The organism is Nocardia brasiliensis NBRC 14402 (genome assembly GCF_000308475.2).
In the GTDB taxonomy this organism is placed as follows: domain Bacteria; phylum Actinomycetota; class Actinomycetes; order Mycobacteriales; family Mycobacteriaceae; genus Nocardia; species Nocardia brasiliensis.
The window spans coordinates 1-20968 of the sequence record NZ_BAFT02000032.1; the positions used below are offsets into that span (position 1 = coordinate 1).

26 protein-coding genes are annotated in these 20968 nt (G+C 67.8%); 15 read left to right on the forward strand and 11 right to left on the reverse strand.

Features of this window, described 5'->3' with window-relative positions; genetic code table 11:
- The coding region (locus tag TY25_RS09095; RefSeq protein WP_042255556.1) for a hypothetical protein at positions 1-507 on the reverse strand (507 nt) is incomplete at its 3' end.
- Positions 508-691: 184 nt separating this feature from the next.
- Here TY25_RS09095 and TY25_RS09100 point away from each other — a divergent pair.
- The 4 genes from TY25_RS09100 to TY25_RS09115 all read left to right on the forward strand — a co-directional run bounded on the left by TY25_RS09100 (position 692) and on the right by TY25_RS09115 (position 4045).
- Positions 692-1153, forward strand: coding sequence for a hypothetical protein (locus TY25_RS09100; RefSeq protein ID WP_014984259.1), 462 nt, complete (start codon positions 692-694; stop codon positions 1151-1153).
- Between the two features lie 218 nt (positions 1154-1371).
- Positions 1372-2106, forward strand: a complete 735-nt coding sequence (locus TY25_RS09105) for a DUF6882 domain-containing protein (protein ID WP_280430839.1) — start codon at positions 1372-1374, stop codon at positions 2104-2106.
- Between the two features lie 224 nt (positions 2107-2330).
- Entirely contained in the window at positions 2331-3623 is a 1293-nt protein-coding gene (gene aspS, locus TY25_RS09110; protein ID WP_042255558.1) for an aspartate--tRNA(Asn) ligase, read from the forward strand.
- Positions 3624-3688: 65 nt separating this feature from the next.
- A complete protein-coding gene (locus tag TY25_RS09115) occupies positions 3689-4045 on the forward strand; it encodes a hypothetical protein (RefSeq protein ID WP_042255487.1) in 357 nt (118 codons plus the stop codon).
- Here TY25_RS09115 and TY25_RS09120 read toward each other — a convergent pair.
- On the reverse strand, positions 4042-4416 hold the full coding sequence (locus TY25_RS09120) for a hypothetical protein (RefSeq protein WP_146153994.1): 375 nt from the start codon (positions 4414-4416) through the stop codon (positions 4042-4044). The genes TY25_RS09115 and TY25_RS09120 overlap by 4 nt on opposite strands.
- A 349-nt stretch (positions 4417-4765) precedes the next feature.
- On the opposite strand from TY25_RS09120, the gene TY25_RS09125 reads away from it, so the two are divergent.
- Positions 4766-5260: a phosphoribosyltransferase gene (locus TY25_RS09125; RefSeq protein ID WP_042255489.1), complete on the forward strand. Its 495-nt coding sequence runs from the start codon at positions 4766-4768 to the stop codon at positions 5258-5260.
- 4 nt (positions 5261-5264) lie between these two features.
- On the opposite strand, the gene TY25_RS09130 is transcribed toward TY25_RS09125, so the two are convergent.
- The 6 genes from TY25_RS09130 to TY25_RS09155 form a co-directional block, all read right to left on the reverse strand.
- Positions 5265-5801, reverse strand: a complete 537-nt coding sequence (locus TY25_RS09130) for a MarR family winged helix-turn-helix transcriptional regulator (RefSeq protein ID WP_342215985.1) — start codon at positions 5799-5801, stop codon at positions 5265-5267.
- A gap of 35 nt (positions 5802-5836) precedes the next feature.
- Complete coding sequence (locus tag TY25_RS09135; RefSeq protein WP_042255490.1) at positions 5837-6829, reverse strand: pyridoxal phosphate-dependent aminotransferase; 993 nt, start codon at positions 6827-6829, stop codon at positions 5837-5839.
- Between the two features lie 12 nt (positions 6830-6841).
- Positions 6842-7864: a 3-oxoacyl-ACP synthase III family protein gene (locus TY25_RS09140; protein ID WP_042255491.1), complete on the reverse strand. Its 1023-nt coding sequence runs from the start codon at positions 7862-7864 to the stop codon at positions 6842-6844.
- Positions 7864-8520: a DUF8713 domain-containing protein gene (locus TY25_RS09145; protein WP_042255492.1), complete on the reverse strand. Its 657-nt coding sequence runs from the start codon at positions 8518-8520 to the stop codon at positions 7864-7866. Before TY25_RS09145 ends, TY25_RS09140 begins: the two co-directional genes overlap by 1 nt.
- The gene (locus tag TY25_RS09150) at positions 8517-10316 is read right to left on the reverse strand and encodes a thiamine pyrophosphate-binding protein (protein WP_042255493.1); all 1800 of its coding nucleotides are present in this window, start codon (positions 10314-10316) and stop codon (positions 8517-8519) included. The genes TY25_RS09145 and TY25_RS09150 overlap by 4 nt, the downstream gene beginning before the upstream one ends.
- 199 nt (positions 10317-10515) lie before the next feature.
- On the reverse strand, positions 10516-10794 hold the full coding sequence (locus TY25_RS09155) for a hypothetical protein (RefSeq protein ID WP_029892379.1): 279 nt from the start codon (positions 10792-10794) through the stop codon (positions 10516-10518).
- Between the two features lie 319 nt (positions 10795-11113).
- Here TY25_RS09155 and TY25_RS42525 point away from each other — a divergent pair, with 319 nt between their 5' ends.
- Positions 11114-11284 carry an SAM-dependent methyltransferase gene (locus TY25_RS42525; protein WP_115347071.1) on the forward strand — a complete coding sequence of 57 codons (171 nt, stop codon included), beginning with the start codon at positions 11114-11116 and terminating at the stop codon, positions 11282-11284.
- Between the two features lie 60 nt (positions 11285-11344).
- Here the strand turns inward: TY25_RS42525 and curA are convergent, their stop codons facing one another.
- Positions 11345-12364 (reverse strand): NADPH-dependent curcumin/dihydrocurcumin reductase, encoded by a 1020-nt coding sequence (curA, locus tag TY25_RS09160; protein ID WP_042255494.1) that lies wholly within the window; start codon positions 12362-12364, stop codon positions 11345-11347.
- 109 nt (positions 12365-12473) lie between these two features.
- Here curA and TY25_RS09165 point away from each other — a divergent pair, with 109 nt between their 5' ends.
- From TY25_RS09165 to TY25_RS09200, 8 genes are all read left to right on the forward strand, one after another.
- On the forward strand, positions 12474-13220 hold the full coding sequence (locus TY25_RS09165; RefSeq protein WP_014984245.1) for an LGFP repeat-containing protein: 747 nt from the start codon (positions 12474-12476) through the stop codon (positions 13218-13220).
- Positions 13221-13318: 98 nt separating this feature from the next.
- Positions 13319-14056, forward strand: a complete 738-nt coding sequence (locus TY25_RS09170) for an LGFP repeat-containing protein (RefSeq protein ID WP_042255495.1) — start codon at positions 13319-13321, stop codon at positions 14054-14056.
- 16 nt (positions 14057-14072) lie between these two features.
- On the forward strand, positions 14073-14966 hold the full coding sequence (gene bla / locus TY25_RS09175) for a class A beta-lactamase (RefSeq protein WP_370466278.1): 894 nt from the start codon (positions 14073-14075) through the stop codon (positions 14964-14966).
- 33 nt (positions 14967-14999) lie between these two features.
- A complete protein-coding gene (locus tag TY25_RS09180) occupies positions 15000-15491 on the forward strand; it encodes a glycosyl transferase (RefSeq protein WP_042255497.1) in 492 nt (163 codons plus the stop codon).
- 51 nt (positions 15492-15542) lie between these two features.
- Positions 15543-16379, forward strand: coding sequence for a MerR family transcriptional regulator (locus TY25_RS09185; RefSeq protein ID WP_042255560.1), 837 nt, complete (start codon positions 15543-15545; stop codon positions 16377-16379).
- 422 nt (positions 16380-16801) lie between these two features.
- Positions 16802-17260, forward strand: a complete 459-nt coding sequence (locus tag TY25_RS09190) for an SRPBCC family protein (protein WP_042255498.1) — start codon at positions 16802-16804, stop codon at positions 17258-17260.
- Positions 17261-17299: 39 nt separating this feature from the next.
- Positions 17300-17827, forward strand: a complete 528-nt coding sequence (locus TY25_RS09195) for an O-acetyl-ADP-ribose deacetylase (RefSeq protein ID WP_042255499.1) — start codon at positions 17300-17302, stop codon at positions 17825-17827.
- A gap of 215 nt (positions 17828-18042) precedes the next feature.
- Positions 18043-18252 carry a hypothetical protein gene (locus tag TY25_RS09200; protein ID WP_042255500.1) on the forward strand — a complete coding sequence of 70 codons (210 nt, stop codon included), beginning with the start codon at positions 18043-18045 and terminating at the stop codon, positions 18250-18252.
- 213 nt (positions 18253-18465) lie between these two features.
- Here TY25_RS09200 and TY25_RS09205 read toward each other — a convergent pair whose 3' ends face one another.
- Positions 18466-19185, reverse strand: coding sequence for a haloacid dehalogenase type II (locus tag TY25_RS09205; RefSeq protein ID WP_042255501.1), 720 nt, complete (start codon positions 19183-19185; stop codon positions 18466-18468).
- Between the two features lie 339 nt (positions 19186-19524).
- Positions 19525-19923 (reverse strand): NUDIX hydrolase, encoded by a 399-nt coding sequence (locus TY25_RS09210; protein WP_042255502.1) that lies wholly within the window; start codon positions 19921-19923, stop codon positions 19525-19527.
- A 166-nt stretch (positions 19924-20089) separates the two neighbouring features.
- Between TY25_RS09210 and TY25_RS09215 the strand changes: the two genes are divergently transcribed.
- Complete coding sequence (locus TY25_RS09215; protein ID WP_042255503.1) at positions 20090-20881, forward strand: DsbA family protein; 792 nt, start codon at positions 20090-20092, stop codon at positions 20879-20881.
- Positions 20882-20968: the final 87 nt, after the last annotated feature.

Here is a 20968-nt window from a genome sequence, read left to right on the forward strand (position 1 = left end):
GAAGAACCGCTTGCCGATCTCGGGGCCGTCCCGGTTGTAGCTGTCCATGATGTCCGCCAGTGCGGCGGCGAGTTCGTGCAGCGCCGGGGCGACGGTCTCGATCCCGTCCGCCCGCGACCATCCCCACTCGAGCGGGACACCTTCGATGCCGATGACGATCCGGCCGTAGGACGGCGACTCGACCGAGTAGGTGATCCCGGCCGGAGCGTCGCGGATCGGGCTGCGGAGGTCGAGTTCGGTGGCCTCCCCCGGCACCGTGAAGCGCTGCGCGAAATCGAGGTCCGCGCGGATCATTTCGACGATGCGCGCAAGATCGGCGTGCCGCCCGCCACGGTCGTGCCTGGCACCGTAGGACCGCTGCGCGGAATCGGTCCTTGCGCTGGTACCGGACTTGTGCAGGATGCGGTCGAGCATCCGCTGCGCCACGGCACGTTCGCCGGCGCCGGTACCCGGATGCTCGATCAGCGCCCGCAACCGGGCGATGCGCAGTACGCCGACGGTTGCCATGAAACACCCTCCGTAGCCGGGCCGACCTGTCCCGGGGTCGATCATGCCACCCTGCCGCCCCGTACCGCCCGAACGCCCACCGCCCGAGCGAACGCCCGCTCCGCCCGGTGGGCGCGGTTGCGGTGCGCGACTGGGGAATAGATGAACGATTACGTTCGCCGACCTGTCTGAGTAGCGTAGAAGCATGCGGAAACCGCGATTTCACCGCAGGCGAGTACTGGCGGCGGCCTTCCCGATCGGAGTGGCCGCGGCACTGCTCGGAGCCACCGGCTGTGGCTCGGAATCCAGCGGTCGAGCACCGGACCCGTCCACCGCCGCGACCACCTCCGCGGCGGTGCGCATCGAACTACACCAGACCGGTGGCATCGCGGGGGTCCACGACATCTACACCGTCGACAGCGCCGTCGCCGATCAGCGGCGCGGCCAATTGTTCGACCTGGTCGGCAGCCAGCAGTTCCGCACGCTCAGCGACAGCTATCTGGGTCCGGACGAATGCCTCGACCAGTTCTACTACGAAGTGGTCGTGACCTACGCCGACAACACGACGAAGAACGTGAACACCGACGACTGTAGCCAGGCACCACAACTGCTGACCGACGTCCGGGCGCTCACCAAGCAGATCGGCGTACAAACCAGCCACCGGTAGTCTCCGCGCGCAAACACATCGTGCACACCGGTCGGTTCTCCGGGGCATCGGAGCACATCGGGGTATATCCACGCCACGCCACGCCGACGACATCGGTTCCGGCTGGCGTAATTTCATAATCATCGGATCACCAGACGCTCATAACGACAGGCGAACCGCTATGGACGCCAATTCTAGGGGGATGCGTCGTGTATGAAAATCGATCAGGATTAGCTGTCGTGACGGCTTATCTCCGCAGTGAATCGCCAACCCTCGAACAGTTGCTCGATGACGCGGCATTAATGTCGTATGAACATCAAGAGCGCAGTATCGAAGTGCTCGGCGCGCACCGCTGGCATGTCACATATGAGCCGCCATTATTCGAGTTCTTCGGCGATCATCCGTTGGCCTGTACGCGGTTTCACGTCCTCGGCACGGCCGCGCCCGGTCCGCGCAGCTGGCTGTGGAGCTGGGCCAACTACGACTGGTACCCGTCGGAGGTCACCGAACTCGCCCGGTCGGTGCGCGATTACGGTCTGCGCCACGGGATCCCGGAACTGCACACCGCCGAGATCCCGTTCGCGAAGCTGCCCGGCGCGCCCACCGAACCGAACCGGGTCACCTGGCTCATCGGTGAACTGTGCAAGGCGGTCTCGGGCAGCTGGACGTGGTACAGCTGCGATGTCGGCGGCGGCACCCGGCTCGCGGTCCTGATCGAACACCCCGAGCTGACCCCGCCCGCGCTCGATCTACTCAGCCTCATGCACGTGCTCAACGGCGTCTTCCGGCTCGAGCTGCCCGACCATCGACGGGCCATCCACAGCTACGCGGTGCAGCGTGGGCTCGCCGCCACCTTCACCGACGACGCGAGCAAACTCCTGCTCGCCGGTCCGGGTCTGGAGGTGGCCATCGCCTTCGACGCCGCGGGCCGCGTCACGGCGATGTCCTCCTCGCGGGCGGACAGCCTGGCCTGAAACACCGGGCCGCGCCGGGAAAATGACTGGCGCGGTCGCCGGTGGCCACTACCATCGAGAATGCGGCGCCGACGAGCGTGACGAACTCCGAGCCGCGTCGGCCGGTCACCGAGCTCAGAATCGACCAGCAGAGGCGGCGCGCCACGCGTCGCGAAGGTGTGGTGGCACCGCGACATACCCGATCGCCCACACCTCCCGGGGACGACAACCAGGAGGTGATTTCGATGCCACGTACGCTCTGTGCGGCACTGCCCGCAGCCCTGCGAAAACCGGGTCCGGTGACCATCGAGGGCTGGATCCATCGGCGCAGGCAGCTCGCGAGCGTGAGCTTCGTCGTGCTGCGCGACCGCTCCGGACTGGCCCAGGCGGTGGTCACCGATCCCGCTGTGCGTCAGCAGGTTTCGGAACTGCCGGAGGAGACCGTGGTCCGGCTGACCGGAACCGCGAGCCGCAACGCCAAAGCGCCGGGCGGGGTTGAACTCGTCGACCCGGCCGTGCACGCGCTGAGCGCACCGGCCGCGGCGTCGCCGCTCGAGCTGTGGCGCCCCGAACTCGGCGTCACCCTGCCGGTCGCGCTGGACCACGCCGCGCTCAGCTGGCGCCATCCGACGCGACGGGCGGTGTGGCAGATCGCCGCCGCCTCGCTCACCGGTTTCCGGCGGCACCTCGACGGTGCGGGTTTCACCGAGGTGAGCACCCCTAAGATCGTCGGCCAGTGCGCCGAGTCAGGCGCGAATGTGTTCGCGCTGGACTACTTCGGAGCGCCCGCCTACCTGGCGCAGTCACCGCAGCTGTACAAGCAGATGCTCACCGGCGTCTTCGAGCGGGTGTACGAGGTCGGTCCGGTCTTTCGCGCCGAACCGCACGACACCGCGCGGCATCTGGCCGAATACGTCTCCCTGGACGTCGAATTCGGGTTCGTGCGCGACCACCGGGACGTACTCGCCCAGCTCCGCGCGACACTCGCGGCCATGCTGGAGGCCATCGCCGAAAAAGCCTCCGCGGCAGTCGAAACCGCGGGGGTGCGACTGCCTGTCGTACCCGAGGAGATCCCGGTCGTGCACTTCCGCGAGGCGCTCGAACTGGTCGGCGCCGCCGCCGACGAGCCCGACCTCGCGCCTGAACACGAGCGCTTCCTCGGCGCGTGGGCCAAGCAGCGCTACGACTCGGATTTCCTTGCCGTGGAAGGCTATCCGGCGGCCAAACGCCCCTTCTACACCCATCCGCAGCCGGACGACCCGCGTTGGACCAACTCTTTCGACCTGCTGTTCCGCGGGCTGGAACTGGTCACCGGCGGGCAACGCCTGCACAACCATGCCGACTACCTCGCCGCGCTGGCGGCGCGCCGTGCGGACCCTGCCGCGTACGACGCCTACCTGGCCGCGATGCGGCACGGCATGCCACCGCACGGCGGTTTCGCCATCGGGCTGGAACGGTGGGTGTCGCGCCTCACCGAGGCCGACAACATCCGCCGGGCGGCGCTGTTTCCCCGGGATCGCCACCGTCTGCAGCCCTGAGATCCGCCCCGTGGCGCGTCCGGCGGGTACGGTGGGCTGATCAACCGACCGCAGCCGGGGGAAACATGAAAAGCGACAGGGTCATTCGCCGGTTCACGCCGGACGCGCAGGAAACACGGGTTTATGGCGAACCCTATGAGACCGCCGACGGGTCGACGATCGTCACTGTCGTCCGACCCGGCGGTGGCCCTCGTGCGGCCGCGCCGCTCGGCATTTTCGTCGTGCACGACGGCCAGGTGAAATGGGAGCCCGTCGTGGATACCACCCGTCTCGCGCTGCTGGGCGAATTCATCGGGCTGGCGGCGGCGGTGATCACGACACTCGCGATCCTGCGCCGCCCGCCGTGGCCCGATGTGTCGGTCGCCGGTCTGCGCGCGATGCGCGGGCTGCACGACTCGTGGCAGGATCGCCGCCGGGACTAGCCGCCCAGCGCGCCTTCGTAGACGTAGCAACCGAATCCATCGACCTTCGCCGGCAAGGCCGCCTCGCCGAAAGCCTCCTTGCTCTCGCCTTCGCAGACCGCGATCATCTCCGGCTTCGGCGCGATGCCACGCTGGTGCAGCTTGAACTTCTGCTTGATCGGCCCGGATTCCGGAGCGCCGTTGCGCGCCTGACAGTTCCCCGTGCCGACCGCCCCCACCTGCTCCGGCTCCTCGATGTCGTCGCACACGTAGGTCCACGGTTCCTCGGCGCCCGCGATCGCGGCCACGGAGGTCAGGCCGGCTACCGCCGCGATGAACAAGACTGCGAGGACCGCGATCCGGACCGGGGACAGGCGCATGACAATCCTCATTTCTCTAGTGCACGGGAGGCAGGAAAGGGGCCGAGGTGAGACCCGATAGCGCGAACCGTAGCCGAAGCCACAAACGTTTTGCCCGATTTCAAACGGGTGTCGTCCACGTATCGGCACACCCGGAAAAGCCGGACACAATTCCGGCGGAAATCGCGCGGCGGAATGCGTTCGCGCCGTTTGGCGAAGCCGCGAATCGGGTAAAGGGCTTTCTCCGCCGAAATCGGGCCGAGCGGCGAGCACCGGCCCGATGCACCCGCGTGGCCGCACCGAACGCGGACCGTGCGGGCGGACACACCGCGCGCCCCTCGTATGCTCGGTGCGCAGTCGCGACGAGGAAGATGGAGGATCCATGGCGGATCGGGAAGTGCTGACCTGGGAACTGTTCGGTTCGGCGAGTCGGGAATTGGCGACCACGATCGCGGACGACGGGTTCGAGCCCGATCTGATCCTCTCGATCGCGCGCGGCGGGTTGTTCGTGGCCGGCGCGCTCGGTTACGCGCTAGACGTGAAGAACCTGCACGTGATGAACGTCGAGTTCTACACCGGCATCGACCAGCGGCTCGATCTGCCGGTGATGCTGCCGCCGGTCCCGCAGGCCGTGGATCTGGCCGGCGCCACCGTGCTGGTCGCCGACGACGTCGCCGACACCGGGGCCACACTGAAGCTGGTGCGCGACTTCTGCGAACACCACGTCGCCGAGGTGCGGTGCGCGGTGATCTATCAGAAGCCGCGCTCGGAAGTCGACTGCGAATACGTGTGGAGGCACACCGATCGCTGGATCAACTTCCCGTGGTCGACCGAACCGCCGGTGGTGCAGCGGCAGGTGAAGGTGCTCGACGCCTGAGCGGTTACCGCTCCTTGCGCTCGCCGGTCAGCGCGTCGAGCCGTTCGCCGAGCGCGTTCACCTGGTCCCGCAGGGCGATGAGGGTGTCGATGGGGTAGCCGACCGAGGCCATCACGGACTCGATCATCTCCCGCGCCTGGCGCTGCAGTGCGATACCCGCCTCGGTCGCGCGCAGTTCGACCGAGCGGCGGTCGTGCGCGCTGCGCACGCTCTCCACGAAACCGTGCGCCTGTAGTCGCTGGATCAGCGGCGACACGGTGCCGTAGTCGAGGCGTAGCTGTTCGCCCAGTTCCTTCATGGTCATCCCGGGCCGCTCCCACAGCGCGAGCAGCGCGAGGTACTGCGGATACGTGATGTGCATCGCGTCGAGGAACGGCCGGTAGGCCGCTGTCATCGCGCGCGAGGTCGAGTACAGGGCGAAACACAGCTGGTTCGTCAGCGAGAGCAGGTCGTGGTCGGGATCCCCGGCGGTTGCGACGGTGCCGTGTGGTGCGGCCGGATCGACACGCACCGCTGCGGTGGGATGCGCTTGTTCGAACATACCCTGCACTGTACGCATGGTGGACAGGGAATTTCTCACCGTGCGGCCGCGATCACCGCCTCGGTTGCCGCGGTGTCGCCCACCGTGATCCTGATGCCGGTGGCGCAGTGTTTCACCTGGATCTCGGCGCCGGCGAAACCCACACGCAGCCGGTCGAGTTCGAGCGAATCGCAGCCGGTGAGGTAGACGAAGTTCGCGCTACTGGTCGGCACCTGATAGCCCAGTTCGCGCAGCCCGGTCGTGAGCCTGCCGCACTCGCGGGTGATCGTCGCGGTGCGCACCGCCAGTTCCGCCTCCGCGGCGTAGCAGGCGCGCACGCCCGCCTCGGCCAGGGCGGTCGTCCCGAAAGGCAACTGCCAGCGCCGGATTCGGGCCATGAGCGGCACCGAGCCGAGCGCGTAACCGACCCGCAGCGCGGCCAGGCCGTACGCCTTGGAGAAGGTGCGCACGACGATCAGGTTCGGATGGCGCGCGAGCAGCTCGGCGCTGCGCACCCGCTCGCTCGGCCGCACGAAATCGACATAGGCCTCGTCGAAGACCACCACGACCGACCGAGCAGTACGTTCCAGGAACCCCGAGAGTTCCGCGTGCCCGATCGCGGTGCCAGTCGGATTGTGCGGACTGCACAGCACCACGACGGCCGTCCGCTTGTTGACGGCCGCGGCCAGCGCGGGCAGATCCTGGTGCCCCGTTGAGGTCAAGGGGACTTCCACCACCCGGCCGCCGACCGTCGCGGTCAGCAGCGGGTAGCCGTCGAAGGTGGGCGTCGCCAGCACCACCCCCGCGTCCGGCGGCACGAACTCCTGCAGAATGTGCATGATCACGCCGGTCGCGCCCGCGCCGACCACCACCTGCTCCGGCGGGTAGCCGAGCCGCGTCGCGATCAGCTCGGGCAGCCTGCGCGGCAGGAACTCCGGATACCGATTCGCCGCGCCGAGCGCCCCGGTCAGCGCCTGCCACACCGAAGGCAGCGGGCCGTACGGGTTTTCGTTCAAGGACAGCCGGTGGCCGCGGTGCGCGGTGTGCATCAGCCGCGGTCCTCAGCGTCCACCCCAGCGCACCGCGGCGGCCGCCGCGAAATCCCCGGCATGCGCGAAACCGGCGAGCAGCAGCAGCGATCCGGCGGGCACTTTACCGGCGCGCACCGCGTGATCGAGCGTCACCGGGATGCCCGCGGCGAACAGGTTGCCGCACTCGTCGAACGTGTCGGGGTGCCGGTCGACCGGAAGTTGCAGTGCGTCACGCCAATTGCGCAAGAAGGCCCGGTTCGGCTGGTTCGTCACCAGCAGGTCCAACTCGTCGGCCCGCACGCCGATCCGCCCGCATACCGCGTGTGCCACCTCCGGCACGATGCGATTGCCCCGGGCAAGCACTTTCGCGATCTTCGACTCGGTGAAGCCGACATGCATCTGGCCCGGACCCGCCTCCCAGTACTTGCGCGGCGGATCCGCGAGCACCGTCATCTGTCCCGCGTACTCCGGCAGATGCCGGGCTTCCACGTCGAGAATCGGTGACTCACCGGACTTCACGAGCAGACCGACGCCCGCTCCGTCCCCGGGGATGGCGGCCTGCGGCTTGGACCGCACCTGCTCCTGGGTGAAGATCTGCCCCGCCGCGTTCTGCACGGTGATGATCAACGCCGCACGCGCGGCACTGCTCAGCAAGAGCTGCCTGGCGATCTTCATCGCGTAGACGAAGGCCACACACCCGCCGTTGTGCAGGTCGATCAGCCACTCCGGGGCGAGGCCGAGCCGCGCGGCAACCTCTCCCCCGTTACCGACGATGCCGAGCTCGGGGATCTGCGTGTGCACGATGAGAACGTCTACCTCGCTGAGGAATTCGCTACCCCGGCGTTCGAGCATCGGCGCGATCGCCTGCTCCGCCATATCGGCGGGCGTCTCGCCGGGCGCGATGTGATGCCGGAACGGCGGGGACTTGAACATCGCGTTCGAGGTGTTGTCCGCGGGATCGGCGTAGCGGGCGAAATAGTCCGCGGCGACCCGGTTCTTCGGCAGGTAGCTGGAAACGTCTGCCAGGCTTACGGTTTCGGTCGTCGTGCCCATCAGTCCAGCCATTTCGGCTTGACCGGCTCGCCTTTGGCGTGCCGGTGCTCGCAGATCGCTTTCAGATTCCGCAGTTCCAGCAGGTGGCCCGCGTAGAAGAGATTCCAGAAATCCCCGACCCAGACCGGGCGACCCGGCGGGGCGGTGTCCGGGTAGCCGTTCTCGTCGTAGAACGGATGGTGACAGTTGGTCCACACGACCACCGAGCCCGGCTTGTTCAGCACCACCTGCGCGTCGAGCACGCGCATCAGATAGATCATCCAGAGGTGCTCGGATTGGTCCCAGGCACAGTGATAGTCGACCGTGCGGGCCGCGGCGTTGGCGACCGTGCGGGTGTAGATGCGGGTGTGCTCGCCGATCCGATCGTCGGACACCCACAGGTCCGGTTCGGCGGTGCGCTCGAAACCCCGCATGCTGTAGGTCCATTCGCACAGGCTGCGGGTATCGGACAGGTACTCGAACACCTCGTCGGGCGGGGCGGCGACGTACTCGTTGACGGTGCAGAACTGCCCGTAGACCTCGTCGTGCGGATACACCGCGCGGGTCATGTCCAGGACGATCGGCATGCCTTCCTTGACGCTGATGTTCTCGATCCGATAGACGCCTGGCACTTCGACATCCGGGACCTCGATCGGCGCGGCGGCGGGTTCGGTCATGCGTAGAGCTCCTTCAGGAAGGGGGCGAAGGGTGGGATTTCGTCTGGGTCGCAGCGGATTTCGAGGAACACCGGGCCGGTCTCGGTGGCGGTCGCGTGCAGTGCGGCCTCGAACTCGGCCCGCGTGTCCGCGGAATAGGCGGGGAGATGCGGGAACATGGCGGCCACCGCCGCGCCGATGCGCGCGGGTCCGAACCGGTTGTAGGTGTAATCGCCGGAGTAGTAGAGCTGTTCGCGGGTGACGCACATGGCGTGCGCGTTGTTGTTGAAGATCACGAACGTGACCGGCGCGTGGTACTCGACCGCGGTGTGCACCTCGTGACCGTGCATGAAGTAGGCGCCGTCCCCGGCGAGGACGAACGTGCGCCGCCGCCGGCCCAGCGCGCTGCCGATACCCGCGCCGAACGCATAACCCATGCCGCCCATGCCCAACGCGATCACGAAGCGGCCGCCCGGTGGCACCGGCAGGTGATGGACCGCGGCCGCGCCGGTGTTGCCCGCGTCGACCACCACGTCGGTGCCCGGCGTCAGGCGCGCGGCGATCGCGTCGAGGGCGTCGCGGTAGCGCACGCCGGGACCCGAAGCATGCGGAACCTCCAGTGGCGCAGGCACGATCGGCTCCCGCAGCACCGCATCGACCGCCGCCGACGCGGTCAGCTCGGCCAACCTGGTCCGCAGTGGACCACACAGCCAGGCAGCTGTGCGCACGAAGGCGCGATCGGTGCCGATATGCCAGATCCGCGGGCACGCGGTGAGCGCGGCCTCGAGCCCCGCCCTGGCGAGCACGGGCAGCGGAGTGCCGACCACGACGCACAACTCGGCAGCAGCCAATAGCTCCGCTACCCGCGGATGCCCCATACTCCCCGCGATCCCCGCGAAGTGCGCGTGCCCGTTCGGAAAGACGTCTTTCGCGTCGGGCGTCACCGCCACCGCTGCCCCCAATGCCACTGCGGCAGCAAGCAATTCCCCCCGCGCGTCCGCCCGCGCAACCTCGGGTCCCGCGATGATCACGGTGCGCCACACACCCGCACGCACTGCGCCGTCGACCCGTCGCGCCTGGCCCCTTTGCGCCGCGCCTTCGCGGCAATCGCCCTTCGGCTCGGAGTCGAGCGCGCCGTCAAGCTGCACTCCGCCTTTACCCCGCCTCGCACCGTTTCCGGATGGTTCACCGCCAACAAGGTCGAGTGGCCTCGGTCCAGGGTCGATCGGCCAAGCTTCTTCGTCGGGCGCTTGCTGTGCCTGAACGTCCTTGGGGAGCAAGAGGACTGCTGGGCCGCCTGCTCGTGCGGCTTCGATCGCCCGGGTGACGACCTCGGTGACGTCCTCGGCTCGGTCCAGGCGCAGGCAGACTCGTGCGACGGTGCCGAACAGGCGTTCGGCGTCGATTCGTCCGTGCCCACCGCCGGTGTCCTGGAAGGCGCCGTGCCCTTCGAGGGGGCGCGGCGGCTGGCCGACCAGCGCCAGTACCGGTATCCGCGAGTCGAACGATTCACCCAGCGCGGCAACGAGATTCAGGGCCCCACCACCGGACGTCGCGACCACGATCCCAAGGCGGTTGGTGGTGCGGGCGTAGCCGTCGGCCATGGTCGCGGCACCGAACTCGTGTTTCGCGACGACGCCGGTGAGTGGCGCGGCGCTGCGATGCAGCGCATCGTAGACGTCCTCGATGTTCGCGCCGCCGACCCCGAAGACATGATCGGTGTGCGCGGCGATCAGCTCGATGATGCGGTCGGCGACCGTTTTCCGGCATTCGACGGCGACGCCGTTCGTTTCCGAGATAGATCGCGTGCGATTCATCGCACACAATGTATCTGGGACAGTTGGCCGTCACAATGTGATCCGAGTCATATTCCAAGCGGAATTAGATTGCGGCACAACAGCTTTGATCAAGCGTCCAGTTTGTTGTGCGGCTGCCCAACGGGCGCTGTGCAGGTGACAGCTGAGTCCGGCTCAACGAGATCCACTCGCCGAGCCGGTGATCGAAATCGGTACGAGGTCAGCCGATAACGGAGTTCATGATGGTTCCTGCACTCGTCGCCACCGCACCGCCGGCCATCGCACTGGCGATCATCTTGGGCGACTGCAAACCGCCACCGCTCCACTTCTCCCACGCGAACCGGCCACCGCCGTAGGTGATGGCGGTGATGCCGGACAGTTGCACGAGCCAGGTGAAGTAGCGGCCCATTTGCATCAACTTGTCCGCCAGCGGCGGCGCCTCCGGAGTCGGATTGCTGACCTCCGCAAGAACGGTGTCGTGTAGCGCGGCCAGAATCATGCTCACGTTCGTTGCTCCTTTTCGCAGGCTGAGGTGGGTCCGGACACGAGGAAATCGCGCTGTCGTGCGCGATTCGACCAACCGAAGAAATGCGCCGGCACAGAATTCGCCGACACCACTGGCACGACGGAGCTATCTGCCGCTACGGACTCGTGCCATGTCGCTCCCGCTTTCCGCTCGTCGCCGGAAAAACTCGTGACCTGCGCAATTGAACCTCACCAAGATCACGCGTGGTCTGCGACACACCGAAAATTCGACACACCGAAGCAAGACCGTGATCTGACCCGAGGACGACCCACAACCGCGCGGCACTCACGGGGTGGCCCAGCGGCTCGATGCCGCCGAACAGGCGGGCATCACGTTCCACCCGCGCGGCCGGGCCGAGACCGAGGCGCTCTTCGCGGGCACCGACCTCGTCGAGCCCGGGGTGGTGCCCGTGGTCAGCCGACATCCCGACGCCGGCGACACCGACGTCGAATCCGCCCGGTAATGGGCAGGTATCGGCCGCGAGCCCTGACCGCGACGCCGCGCCGGCCGATGACTGTCGTTGCTAGTCGGCGACTTTCACGACGAGTTTGCCGAAGTTGCGCCCCTCGAGCAGCCCGATGAAAGCTTCGGGCGCGTTGGCCAACCCTTCGACGACATCCTCGAGGTAGCGGATGCGTCCCTCCGCGATCCAGCCGGAGACCTCCCGCAGGAAATCGGGATACAGCTCGCGGACGAACTCGGTCTGGATGAAGCCGCGAACGGTAAGGCTCTTGGTGAGGATGCGGGCGTAGAAGGACGGGAAGCGGTCGGGACCCTCCGGCTTGCCGCTCGCGTTGTAGTTCGCGATCATGCCGCAAACCGGCACGCGCGCATAGGTATTCAGCAACGGGTACACCGCGTCCGCGACGTGGCCGCCGACGTTCTCGAAATAGATGTCGATACCGTCTGGCACCGCCGCCCGCAGCTGGTCGGCGAAGTCGGGGGCGCGGTGATCGAGGGCGACGTCGAAGCCCAGCTCGTCGCGCAGCGCCGCGCACTTCTGGGGCCCGCCCGCGATGCCGATCGCGCGCACACCCTTGATCTTGGCGAGCTGCCCGACCGTGGCACCGACCGGACCGGTCGCCGCGGCGACGACGAGCGTCTCCCCGGCCTGCGGTTGACCGATCTTCAACAGTCCGGAGTAGGCGGTGAAGCCCGGCATGCCGAGCACACCGAGCGCGGTGGAGATCGGCGCCTTGTCCGGATCGAGCTTGCGCAGGGACGACGCGGACGCTACGTCGGCGCTCTGCCAGCCCGAGTAGGCCAGCACCACATCGCCCTTCGCGAACCCGGAGTCGCGCGAGTCGAGCACCTCCGCGACCGTGGCGCCGACCATCACCTGGCCGAGCTCGACCGGCTTCGCGTAGGACTCCGCATCGCTCATCCGCCCGCGCATATAGGGATCGAGCGACAGGTACAACGTTCGCAGCAGCACCTGCCCGTCCTCGAGCGGTGGCAGTTCCGTGGTTTCGATACGGAAGTCCGCGGGGGTGGGCGCGCCCACCGGCCGGGATGCAAGCACGATTCGCGTCGACTCGACCATGCGGCCAAGCGTAGTCCTCGGCTAACGACCTCGCCGGTACCGCCGATAGGGCTGGTGTCGGATTGCGCGACACCGTTGTCTCGTACTCACCAGCACCCCGGGAGTTCTTTTGGCACGTCTATCTCGCACCCCTCGCCCACACGGCCGCGTCGCGCTGACCGCGGCCACCGCCACCGCGCTCGCGGCACTGCTCACGGCGGGCCCGGCGGGCGCCCGGCCGATCGGGCCGTTCGATGTCGGCGGCGCGATCGAGGTCGAATACGACCAGGCGGGCGGCGGCGCCGTGTTCGGCGATCCGGTCACGCCGGAATCCGACGCGGGCCGCGGCGGGAAATTCCAGGCCTTCGAACGCAACGCCTCCATCTACTGGCATCCCAGCACCGGCGCGAACGCGGTCGGCGGCGCGATCCGCGACAAATGGGGCAACCTGGGCTGGGAGAATGGCGTGCTCGGCTACCCCGTCACCAGGGAAGAGTCGACCCCGTCGAAGCCCGGGCGCTACAACCACTTCCAGGGCGGGTCCATCTACTGGTCCGTCGGCACGGCCGCCCACCAGATCGGCGGTGCCATCCGGGACAAGTGGGCCGCCTACGGCTGGGAGAACAGCCCGCTCGGCTTCCCGATCACCGACGAGGCGGCCGCCAAGAACAACGGCCGCTACAACCTGTTCAACGACGGCGCCATCTACTGGTCCCCGAAGTACGGCGCGCACGTCGTCTGGGGCGCGATCCGCACCACGTGGGAAGCACGGGCGGGCGCGAACGGCGGCTACGGCTACCCCACCAGCGACGAATACGACTACCAGGGCGGCAAGGCCCAGGACTTCGAAGGGGGACGTATCACCTGGCAGCCCTGAGCGCACCGCCGGGTCGGCGGGTTCGACGCGGTCGCGGCGTGTCATCATCCTCGGCGACGCTGTCTCGTCATCGAGGATGGCCTGACCGAGGAGTTTCATTGGCACGCCTGTACCGGATTCTGCCCGGCTCGTATTCGACCGCACTGGCCACCGCGGTGCTCGCGGTAGCCCTCACCGCGGGGGTCGCGCACGCCCGGCCGATCGGCCCCTTCGAGGTCGGCGGCGCGATCGAGGTCGAATACGACGCGGCCGGCGGTAACGCGGCACTCGGCGACCCGACGACGCCCGAGACCGACGCCGCGAACGGCGGCAAGTACCAGGACTTCGAGCGCAACGCCGCGATCTACTGGAACGCCGAGGTCGGCGCGCACCAGATCGGCGGCCCGATCCTGGAGAAATGGCGCGGCCTCGGCGCGGAGTCCGGCGCGCTGCGCTACCCGGTGACCCGGGTGCAGCAGACGCCGGTGAAAGCGGGCAGCTTCAGCCATTTCCAGGGTGGTTCGATCTACTGGTCGGTGGGCACCGCGGCGCATCAGCTCGGCGGCGTGATCCGGGACAAGTGGAACTCGCTCGGCTCGGAGAACAGCCCGCTCGGCTTCCCGATCACCGACGAGGCGGCCGCCAAGAACAACGGCCGCTACAACCTGTTCAACGACGGCGCCATCTACTGGTCGCAGAAGACAGGTGCCCACGCGGTCTGGGGCGCGATCCGGCTCACCTGGGAATCCCGGGCCGGGGCAAACGGCGCCTACGGCTACCCCACCGGGGACGAATACGACTACGAGGGTGGCAAAGCCCAGGATTTCGAAGGTGGTCGCATCACCTGGCAGCCGTAGCATTCATCGGATGACCTTGGGTGACAAGCGCATCAGCCGTCGGACGCTACTCGGCGCGACCGCACTGCTGCCGCTGACAGCTTGTTCGACAAGCGCGACAACGGGTTCCGCGCCGACAACGCAGGCACGGCACGACCGGCTTTTCGAGCTGGAACGAAAGTTCGACGCACGCTTGGGTGTCTACGCCCTCGATACTGCGAGCGGTGCGACCATCGCGCACCGGGCAGACGAGCGGTTCGCGTTCTGTTCCACCTTCAAGGGACTGGCCGCCGCGGCCATGTTGCATCGAAATCCGATGTCGCACTTGGACACTGTGATTCGGTACACCGATGAGGACCTGACGAAGAATGCCGCGATCACACCGCAGCATGTCGCCACCGGCATGACGATCCGCGACCTGTGCGACGCGGCCGTGCGCTACAGCGACGGCACGGCGGGCAACCTGCTGCTGCGCGATATCGGCGGACCCGCGGAACTGACGGCCTACCTGCACGGTCTCGGCGATCCGGTCACCCGGATGGACCGGATCGAACCCGCGATCACCGAGGCGACACCCGGCGATTTACGCGACACCAGTTCACCGCGCGCGCTCAGCACCGACTACCAGCGGATCGTGCTCGGCGACGCGCTGCCCGGGGGCAAGCGCGCGTTCCTGCGAGATCTCTTGGAGCGCAACGCGACCGGTGCGGGTGCGTTGCGCGTCCGGGCGGGCGTGCCGCCGGGCTGGCAGGTGGCCGACAAGACCGGGACCGGGGATTACGGCACGCTCAACGATATCGCCATCGTGTGGCCGCCGGAGCGTGCGCCGCTGGTCATCTCGCTCATGTCCAGCAAGGCGACCGCGGCGGCCGAATACGACCAGGCGTTGCTCGCCGAGGCCGCCGCGTACGTGGTGAAAGCGTTGGCTTGACCCTTACGTCGCGTGAGGCTCGACGATCAGGGCATGAACGAATACATCAGCCCGGTTCCGGTGCCCGCGCTCGACGCGGTCGCTCCCGAGGTCTACCGCAGCTACTACGGCATGCCGATGTTCATCACCGTGCCGACCGCCGATTTCGCCGCTTCCGCGGACTTCTGGCTGCACGGGCTCGGCTTCATCGACATTTTCACCATCCCCGGTCAGCTGATCCATCTGCGGCGCTGGGCATTTCAAGACGTATTGCTCGTCGCCGGGGAGCCGGCCGAGGCCGCGCCCGTCATGCGGGTCGACTTCTCCTGTGTGCCCAGTCAGATCGACGAGATCGCAAGCCGCTGCGAGGAACTCGTCCCCGGCTCCACCAGTGGTCCCCGGGAGATGCCGTGGAACGCCCTCGAATTGACGGTGATCACGCCGGAGCGCGCGCACGTCGTCATGACGGCGGCGCGGCCGATCGACCCGCGCAGTCCGCAAGCGGACGCCCTGCGGGCCGTCGGATTCCCCGTACCGGAAGCGTGACCTGGGATTCGCCGGAGATCGGAGGCAGTAGCCATGCGCGATACTGAGGTGATGACACGAGGCGCCCGCGACGCACCGGCCGGGACGGGCGAGCCGACCGACCCGGACGGCACGACCGTCGGCCGGACCGCCGCGCTCGTCGGGATCAGCGTGCGCACGCTGCACCACTGGGACGTGATCGGCTTGGTCCAGCCGAGCGGGCGGACCTGGTCCGGCTACCGGCTGTACTCGGCCGAGGACATCGCGCGGATCCATCGCGTGCTCGTCTACCGGGAGATCGGGCTGCCGCTCGCCGACATCGCCCGAGTCCTCGACGACCCGGCCACCGACGCGCGCGACCACCTGCGCAACCAACGATCCCAGTTGGTCGACCGGATCGCTCGCCTGCAAGAGATGGTCGGCGCGGTCGACCGGATGCTGGAATCCTTCCGGTCCGGCATCCGGTTGACACCGCAACAGCAGGTCGAGATCTTCGGCGACCAGTGGCGCAGCGAATGGGTCGAGCAGGCCGGCCAGCGCTGGGGCGACAGCCCGCAGTGGGCGCAATACGCCGAACGGGCCGCGAATCGGTCCGCGGACGACTGGCGCGAGATCGCCGCCGAAACCGAGCAGCTGTACGCCGACCTGGCCGCGGCGAAACTCGCCGATATCGCCCCCGGTTCCGACGCGGCCAACACCCTCGCCGAACGTCATCGCGCCCTGCTGTCCCGCTACTTCGACTGCCCCCACGCCCGCCACGTCTGCATCGCCCGCATGTTCGTCGACGAACCCGGGTACGCGGAATACCACGACGCCATGGCCCCCGACCTCACCCTGTGGTTGCGCGACGTGGTGTTCGCGAACGCCCGCGTGCACGGAGTCGAGCCGGAAACGGCCACATGGGATTGAACGTCGGGGTGTGCGACGGTGCGGGCGCGGCCAACCGCGACGCTCGGCTATCCGGCCTGGCCAGGTGGCCGCGTCGCCGGACGCGCCACGGCGGCGGCACAGCATCGGCCGCTACCCGCCTTCGACGGTAAGCGGTCGCGCCACCGAGCACAGTCGCGAAGGCACTGGGAATCCGCCGAACGCAGACGCTCTTGCGTCTTGGGCGACAGGCAATCGCGCAAACCGAGCGCCCGCCGAACGGGCACAGCTGCCGACCTCGACGATAGGCGTTGGCACGTCCAGCACACGGCGGCCGAAGCATAGGCCCCCTCGACGGCAGGCAGTCGCACAACCGAGCGCGCACGACGGTGGCGGTGCGCACGTCTGCCGACCGCGGGCAGTTTGGGGTGCGGGATGGGTGCGGAGATGTTTCGATCGGAAGCATGACAGAGACCGATGATGTCGCGCAGGTGGTACAGGCCAGCCGGGAAGTTGCCGCGGAGGCGGCGGCGATCTTCGAGTTGATCGCCGACCCGGCGCAGCAACCGCGCTGGGACGGTAACGAGAATCTGGCCGAGGCGCCGACCGGTCAGCGGGTGCGTGCGGTCGGCGACGTGTTCACCATGACGCTCACCATAGGTGCCGTGCGGGAAAACCACGTGGTGGAATTCGAGGAGGGACGCCGAATCGCTTGGCGCCCATCCGAAGTCGGACAGCAGCCGCCGGGACACCTGTGGCGCTGGGAGATAGAACCGCTGGACGACGCACGCACCCGGGTGACGCACACGTACGACTGGTCGCAGCTGACCGACGAGAAGCGGTTGGTCCGGGCCCGCGCCACCACCTCGGACAAGCTCCTGGCGTCCGTCGATCGCCTCGCCGAACTCGCCGAGAAGTCCTGAACCGGCCCACTTCTCGGCACACCCGTTACCGTCGACCCCATGACCGCTGAATCGCATCGGACCGCCGCCATCGTGCTACTGCGCGGGGACATCACCCGGCAGTCCGTCGACGCGATCGTCAACGCGGCCAACTCCTCTCTGCTCGGCGGTGGCGGGGTCGACGGAGCGATCCACGCGGCGGGCGGCCCCGAAATCCTCGCCGCCTGCCGCGACTTACGCGCCACCCGATACCAGCAGGGTCTCCCCGTCGGACAAGCCGTCGCCACCACCGCCGGCCGCCTCTCCGCCCGCTGGGTCATCCACACAGTCGGCCCGATCTGGTCACCCACCGAAGACCGCTCCGCCCTCCTCGCCTCCTGCTACCGCGAATCCCTCCGCGTCGCAGACCAACTCGGCGCCCGAACCATCGCCTTCCCCGCCATCTCCACCGGCGCCTTCGGCTGGCCCCTCGACGATGGCGCCCGAATCGCCATCGACACCGTCCGCAGCACGAAAACCACCGTACGAGAAGCACATTTCGTGCTGTTCGACGAACACGGATACGAGGCGTTCGCCGCCGCGGGGTAAGCGGCTCTCGCGTGCTCGCCACGACCCGAGCCAACCATCGAGCCCGGTCCGGGCTTCGGTGTTGTCTGCACCGGTTGTCAACCTGGCGACATATAGCTACTATTCGGCTATCTGCGATCAGTGTTCCCTATTTGAACACCGATCAGATATGCACTTCACCTGCGAACACAGCGTCCTACGCCTCGCAGGTCCAGCCTTAGCAGGAAGGAACACCTATGCGAAAGTTGCTGCTCTGGGGCGTAGCCGGGGCGATCATCGCGTCGACGTCGGTAGTGGCCGCGCCGGCTCAGGCCTCCCCGCCGCCGCCCTCGCTGCTGTGCTCGGTGTTCACCTGGCCGGCGGTGTTTCTGATCGAGATCACGGGTGGGCAGAACGGCCCCGTGAGCCCGCTGTTGACTCCGCTTCAGCCGTTGTTCTGCGGCTGACCGGTTTACAGCACCAGGCCCTGCCCGACACCTCGGCGCAGATCGGCCACCACTGTCGACAGGCACACAGAAGTGATGAGGCGGCAGTTAGCACGAGGGCAGGGCAGGCATCAAGATCACGGGTGCGCGACGCCGCGTCGTAACAAGCCGGCCGGTCGGGTCGATGGAAAGCTCAGTTCGTTGGGGTGGAATCGACTGTTCCGCGGAAAGTGCTCAGCAGCCCAGGATTTCGGCGAGCTGAAGGAAGTCGGAAGCCGTCAGGTCGCTGACGGTGTCCGACGGGCGGTCGGCCTGCCGATGCGGGCCCTTCTCCCCCGGGCGTTCGACGAAAGCGGTGCGCAAGCCCGCCGCTCGCGCGCCGTCGATGTCCCAACCGTGGGTCGCGACCATCAGAACCCGATCGGGGTCGATATCGAGCAGTGTCGCCGCGGTGCGATATACCTCCGGTGCCGGCTTGTAGGACCGGGCCAACTCCGCGGACAGGATGCAATCGAACGGCAGCTCAGCGGTTTTCACCAGACGGGTGAGCAACGCCATGCCGCCGTTGGACAGCGCCGCGACGGTATAGCGGGTCCGCAACCGGGCCAGCCCGGCTGCCGCGTCGGGCCAGGCGGGCAGCAGGTGCCAGGCTCGGACCAACCGGGCACGGGCGTCGTCATCGAGGGCGACGCCGTGCCGCTCCAGCAGACTGTCCAGCGATTCACGATGCAACGTGTCGAGATAGGCCCACGGCCGCTCGCCCGCCCGAACCCGTTGCATCGCAGGCAGATACATGTCCCGCCAGTCGTTGGCGAACACCTCTGCATCGAGCTGCACCTCGGCCGCCGCGAAGATCTCCGCCGCCTGCCCACTGACCCCGCTGAACCAGTCCACCGTGGTACCGAAGATGTCACACAGGATCACCTGCACCGCACCCCGATCGAACCCGGACATTCGGACTCCCTTCGAGTGGGTGCGCCGCAACCCGGCCTTCGCCGAATCTCGCAGCCGAGCCTAGCGCGGAAGTGGCTTCGCGCCATACCAATCGCGGTGACAGCTGCTCAAGGGCCACGTCGCTCTTCCGCGGCAACCCTCGCCGCAATCGGGTCCGCCGATCACATAACACGCGACCCCCACGGACCCCGCAACACCGCGCCCACCGCGCTGGCGATCCGCGCATCGCGTAACGTCGCAACGAGCAGTTGCGTGCACCGCCTACCGCACCGTGGTGCTATTCGTGCCGAATCGCAAGTTGATCTCGAATACCCTTGCGAGAACGCAGCTCTCGCGGACCTACCAGTCGACCACGCCCAACTCGTGCAACCTGCGGAAGACCAGCATCGAGCCGGGGGCGACGTGATCCATTGCCGCGTACTCGCTCACCGTGAAATACCGCAGTTCGGCGATCTCGCTGGTCGGCTGGGGCTCACCGTCCAACTCCGCGGTGAAGCACGTCATGTGCAGTTGGGTGCCGGCCGCGTGGCCGTAGGCTTCGGCCTCGAACACACCGAGTTCGTCGCAGGACACGACGCCGACGCCGAGTTCCTCACGCACCTCGCGGTGCAACGCGCCGACGGGCGTTTCCCCGGGATCGATCTTCCCGCCCGCCATGTAGAAGACTTCCTTGCCGATCGATCGCGTCTGCAGCAGACGGCGATCCCTGACGTGGGCCAACGCAGCTGTCCGAATCACCGGACCACCCTACTTTTCCGCTCCGGTGACGGGTCAACCGAATATGCACAAGCCGCCGATCATCCGCGCGCCGAGTGCTATTCGCCGGTCGGCGATACGAAACGCGGTCGGCGACACTAATGTGTCGGAGCGAACCTGTTCGATCGGCGAAAGGCATGGGGGAACGATGAACACCAGTCGGAGTGGGTGGCCCAGCCTGCCGCCGAGCGGGGACCGCAATCGCACGGTGCTGGCCTGCATGGTCGCGGGCGCCCTGCTGTTCGCCGTCATTTCCGGGGTCAGCGTCGTGATCGTGGCGCAGGACCTGAGCCGGGACTTCGTCGGCACCGCGGTCGCGGCGCCACAGGCGCAACAGCCGGCGACCGGTCAGCAGCCCGCCGCCGAGCAACAGCAGCCGCTGGCCGCGACCCCCGCCAATGTCACCGCCAACGGCGCCATCCAGATCGGCGATCCCGCCGCGAAAAACGTCGTCCAGGTGGTCGCCGACCTGCAATGCCCGGCCTGCCAGGCGTTCGAGCAGGCCAACGCCACCGCCCTGGAGGACGCCGCGTCCCGCGGTGCCGCGCTGATCGAGTACAACATCATCTCGTTCCTCGACCGCGCCTCCACCACCCAGTACTCCTCGCGCGCGGGCAACGCGGCCTACTGTGTCGCCGAAGCCGACCCGGCGAAGTTCCAGGGCTGGCTGGCCTCCATGTTCGAGCAGCAGCCCGCCGAGGGCGGCGCCGGCCTGCCCGACACCGACCTGATCGCGATCGCCCAGAGCGCCGGCTACACCGAACCCGCTGTGGCCCAATGCATCACCGACCGCCGCTACGACACCTACCTGCGCACCAAATCCAAGGAGATCATCGACGGCGGCATCCGCTCTACTCCCACCGTCCTGATCAACAACCGCCCCGTAGCCGACCCCAAACAACTCTTCACCCCCAACGGCCTAGCCCCCACCCTCCGCTGAGCACCAGCGCGCACCCAGGACTCAGCAGACCGGTAAGTCTCGAAATCCCTGCGTAACAAGGCCGCACCCGCGCCCGACTATCACTGC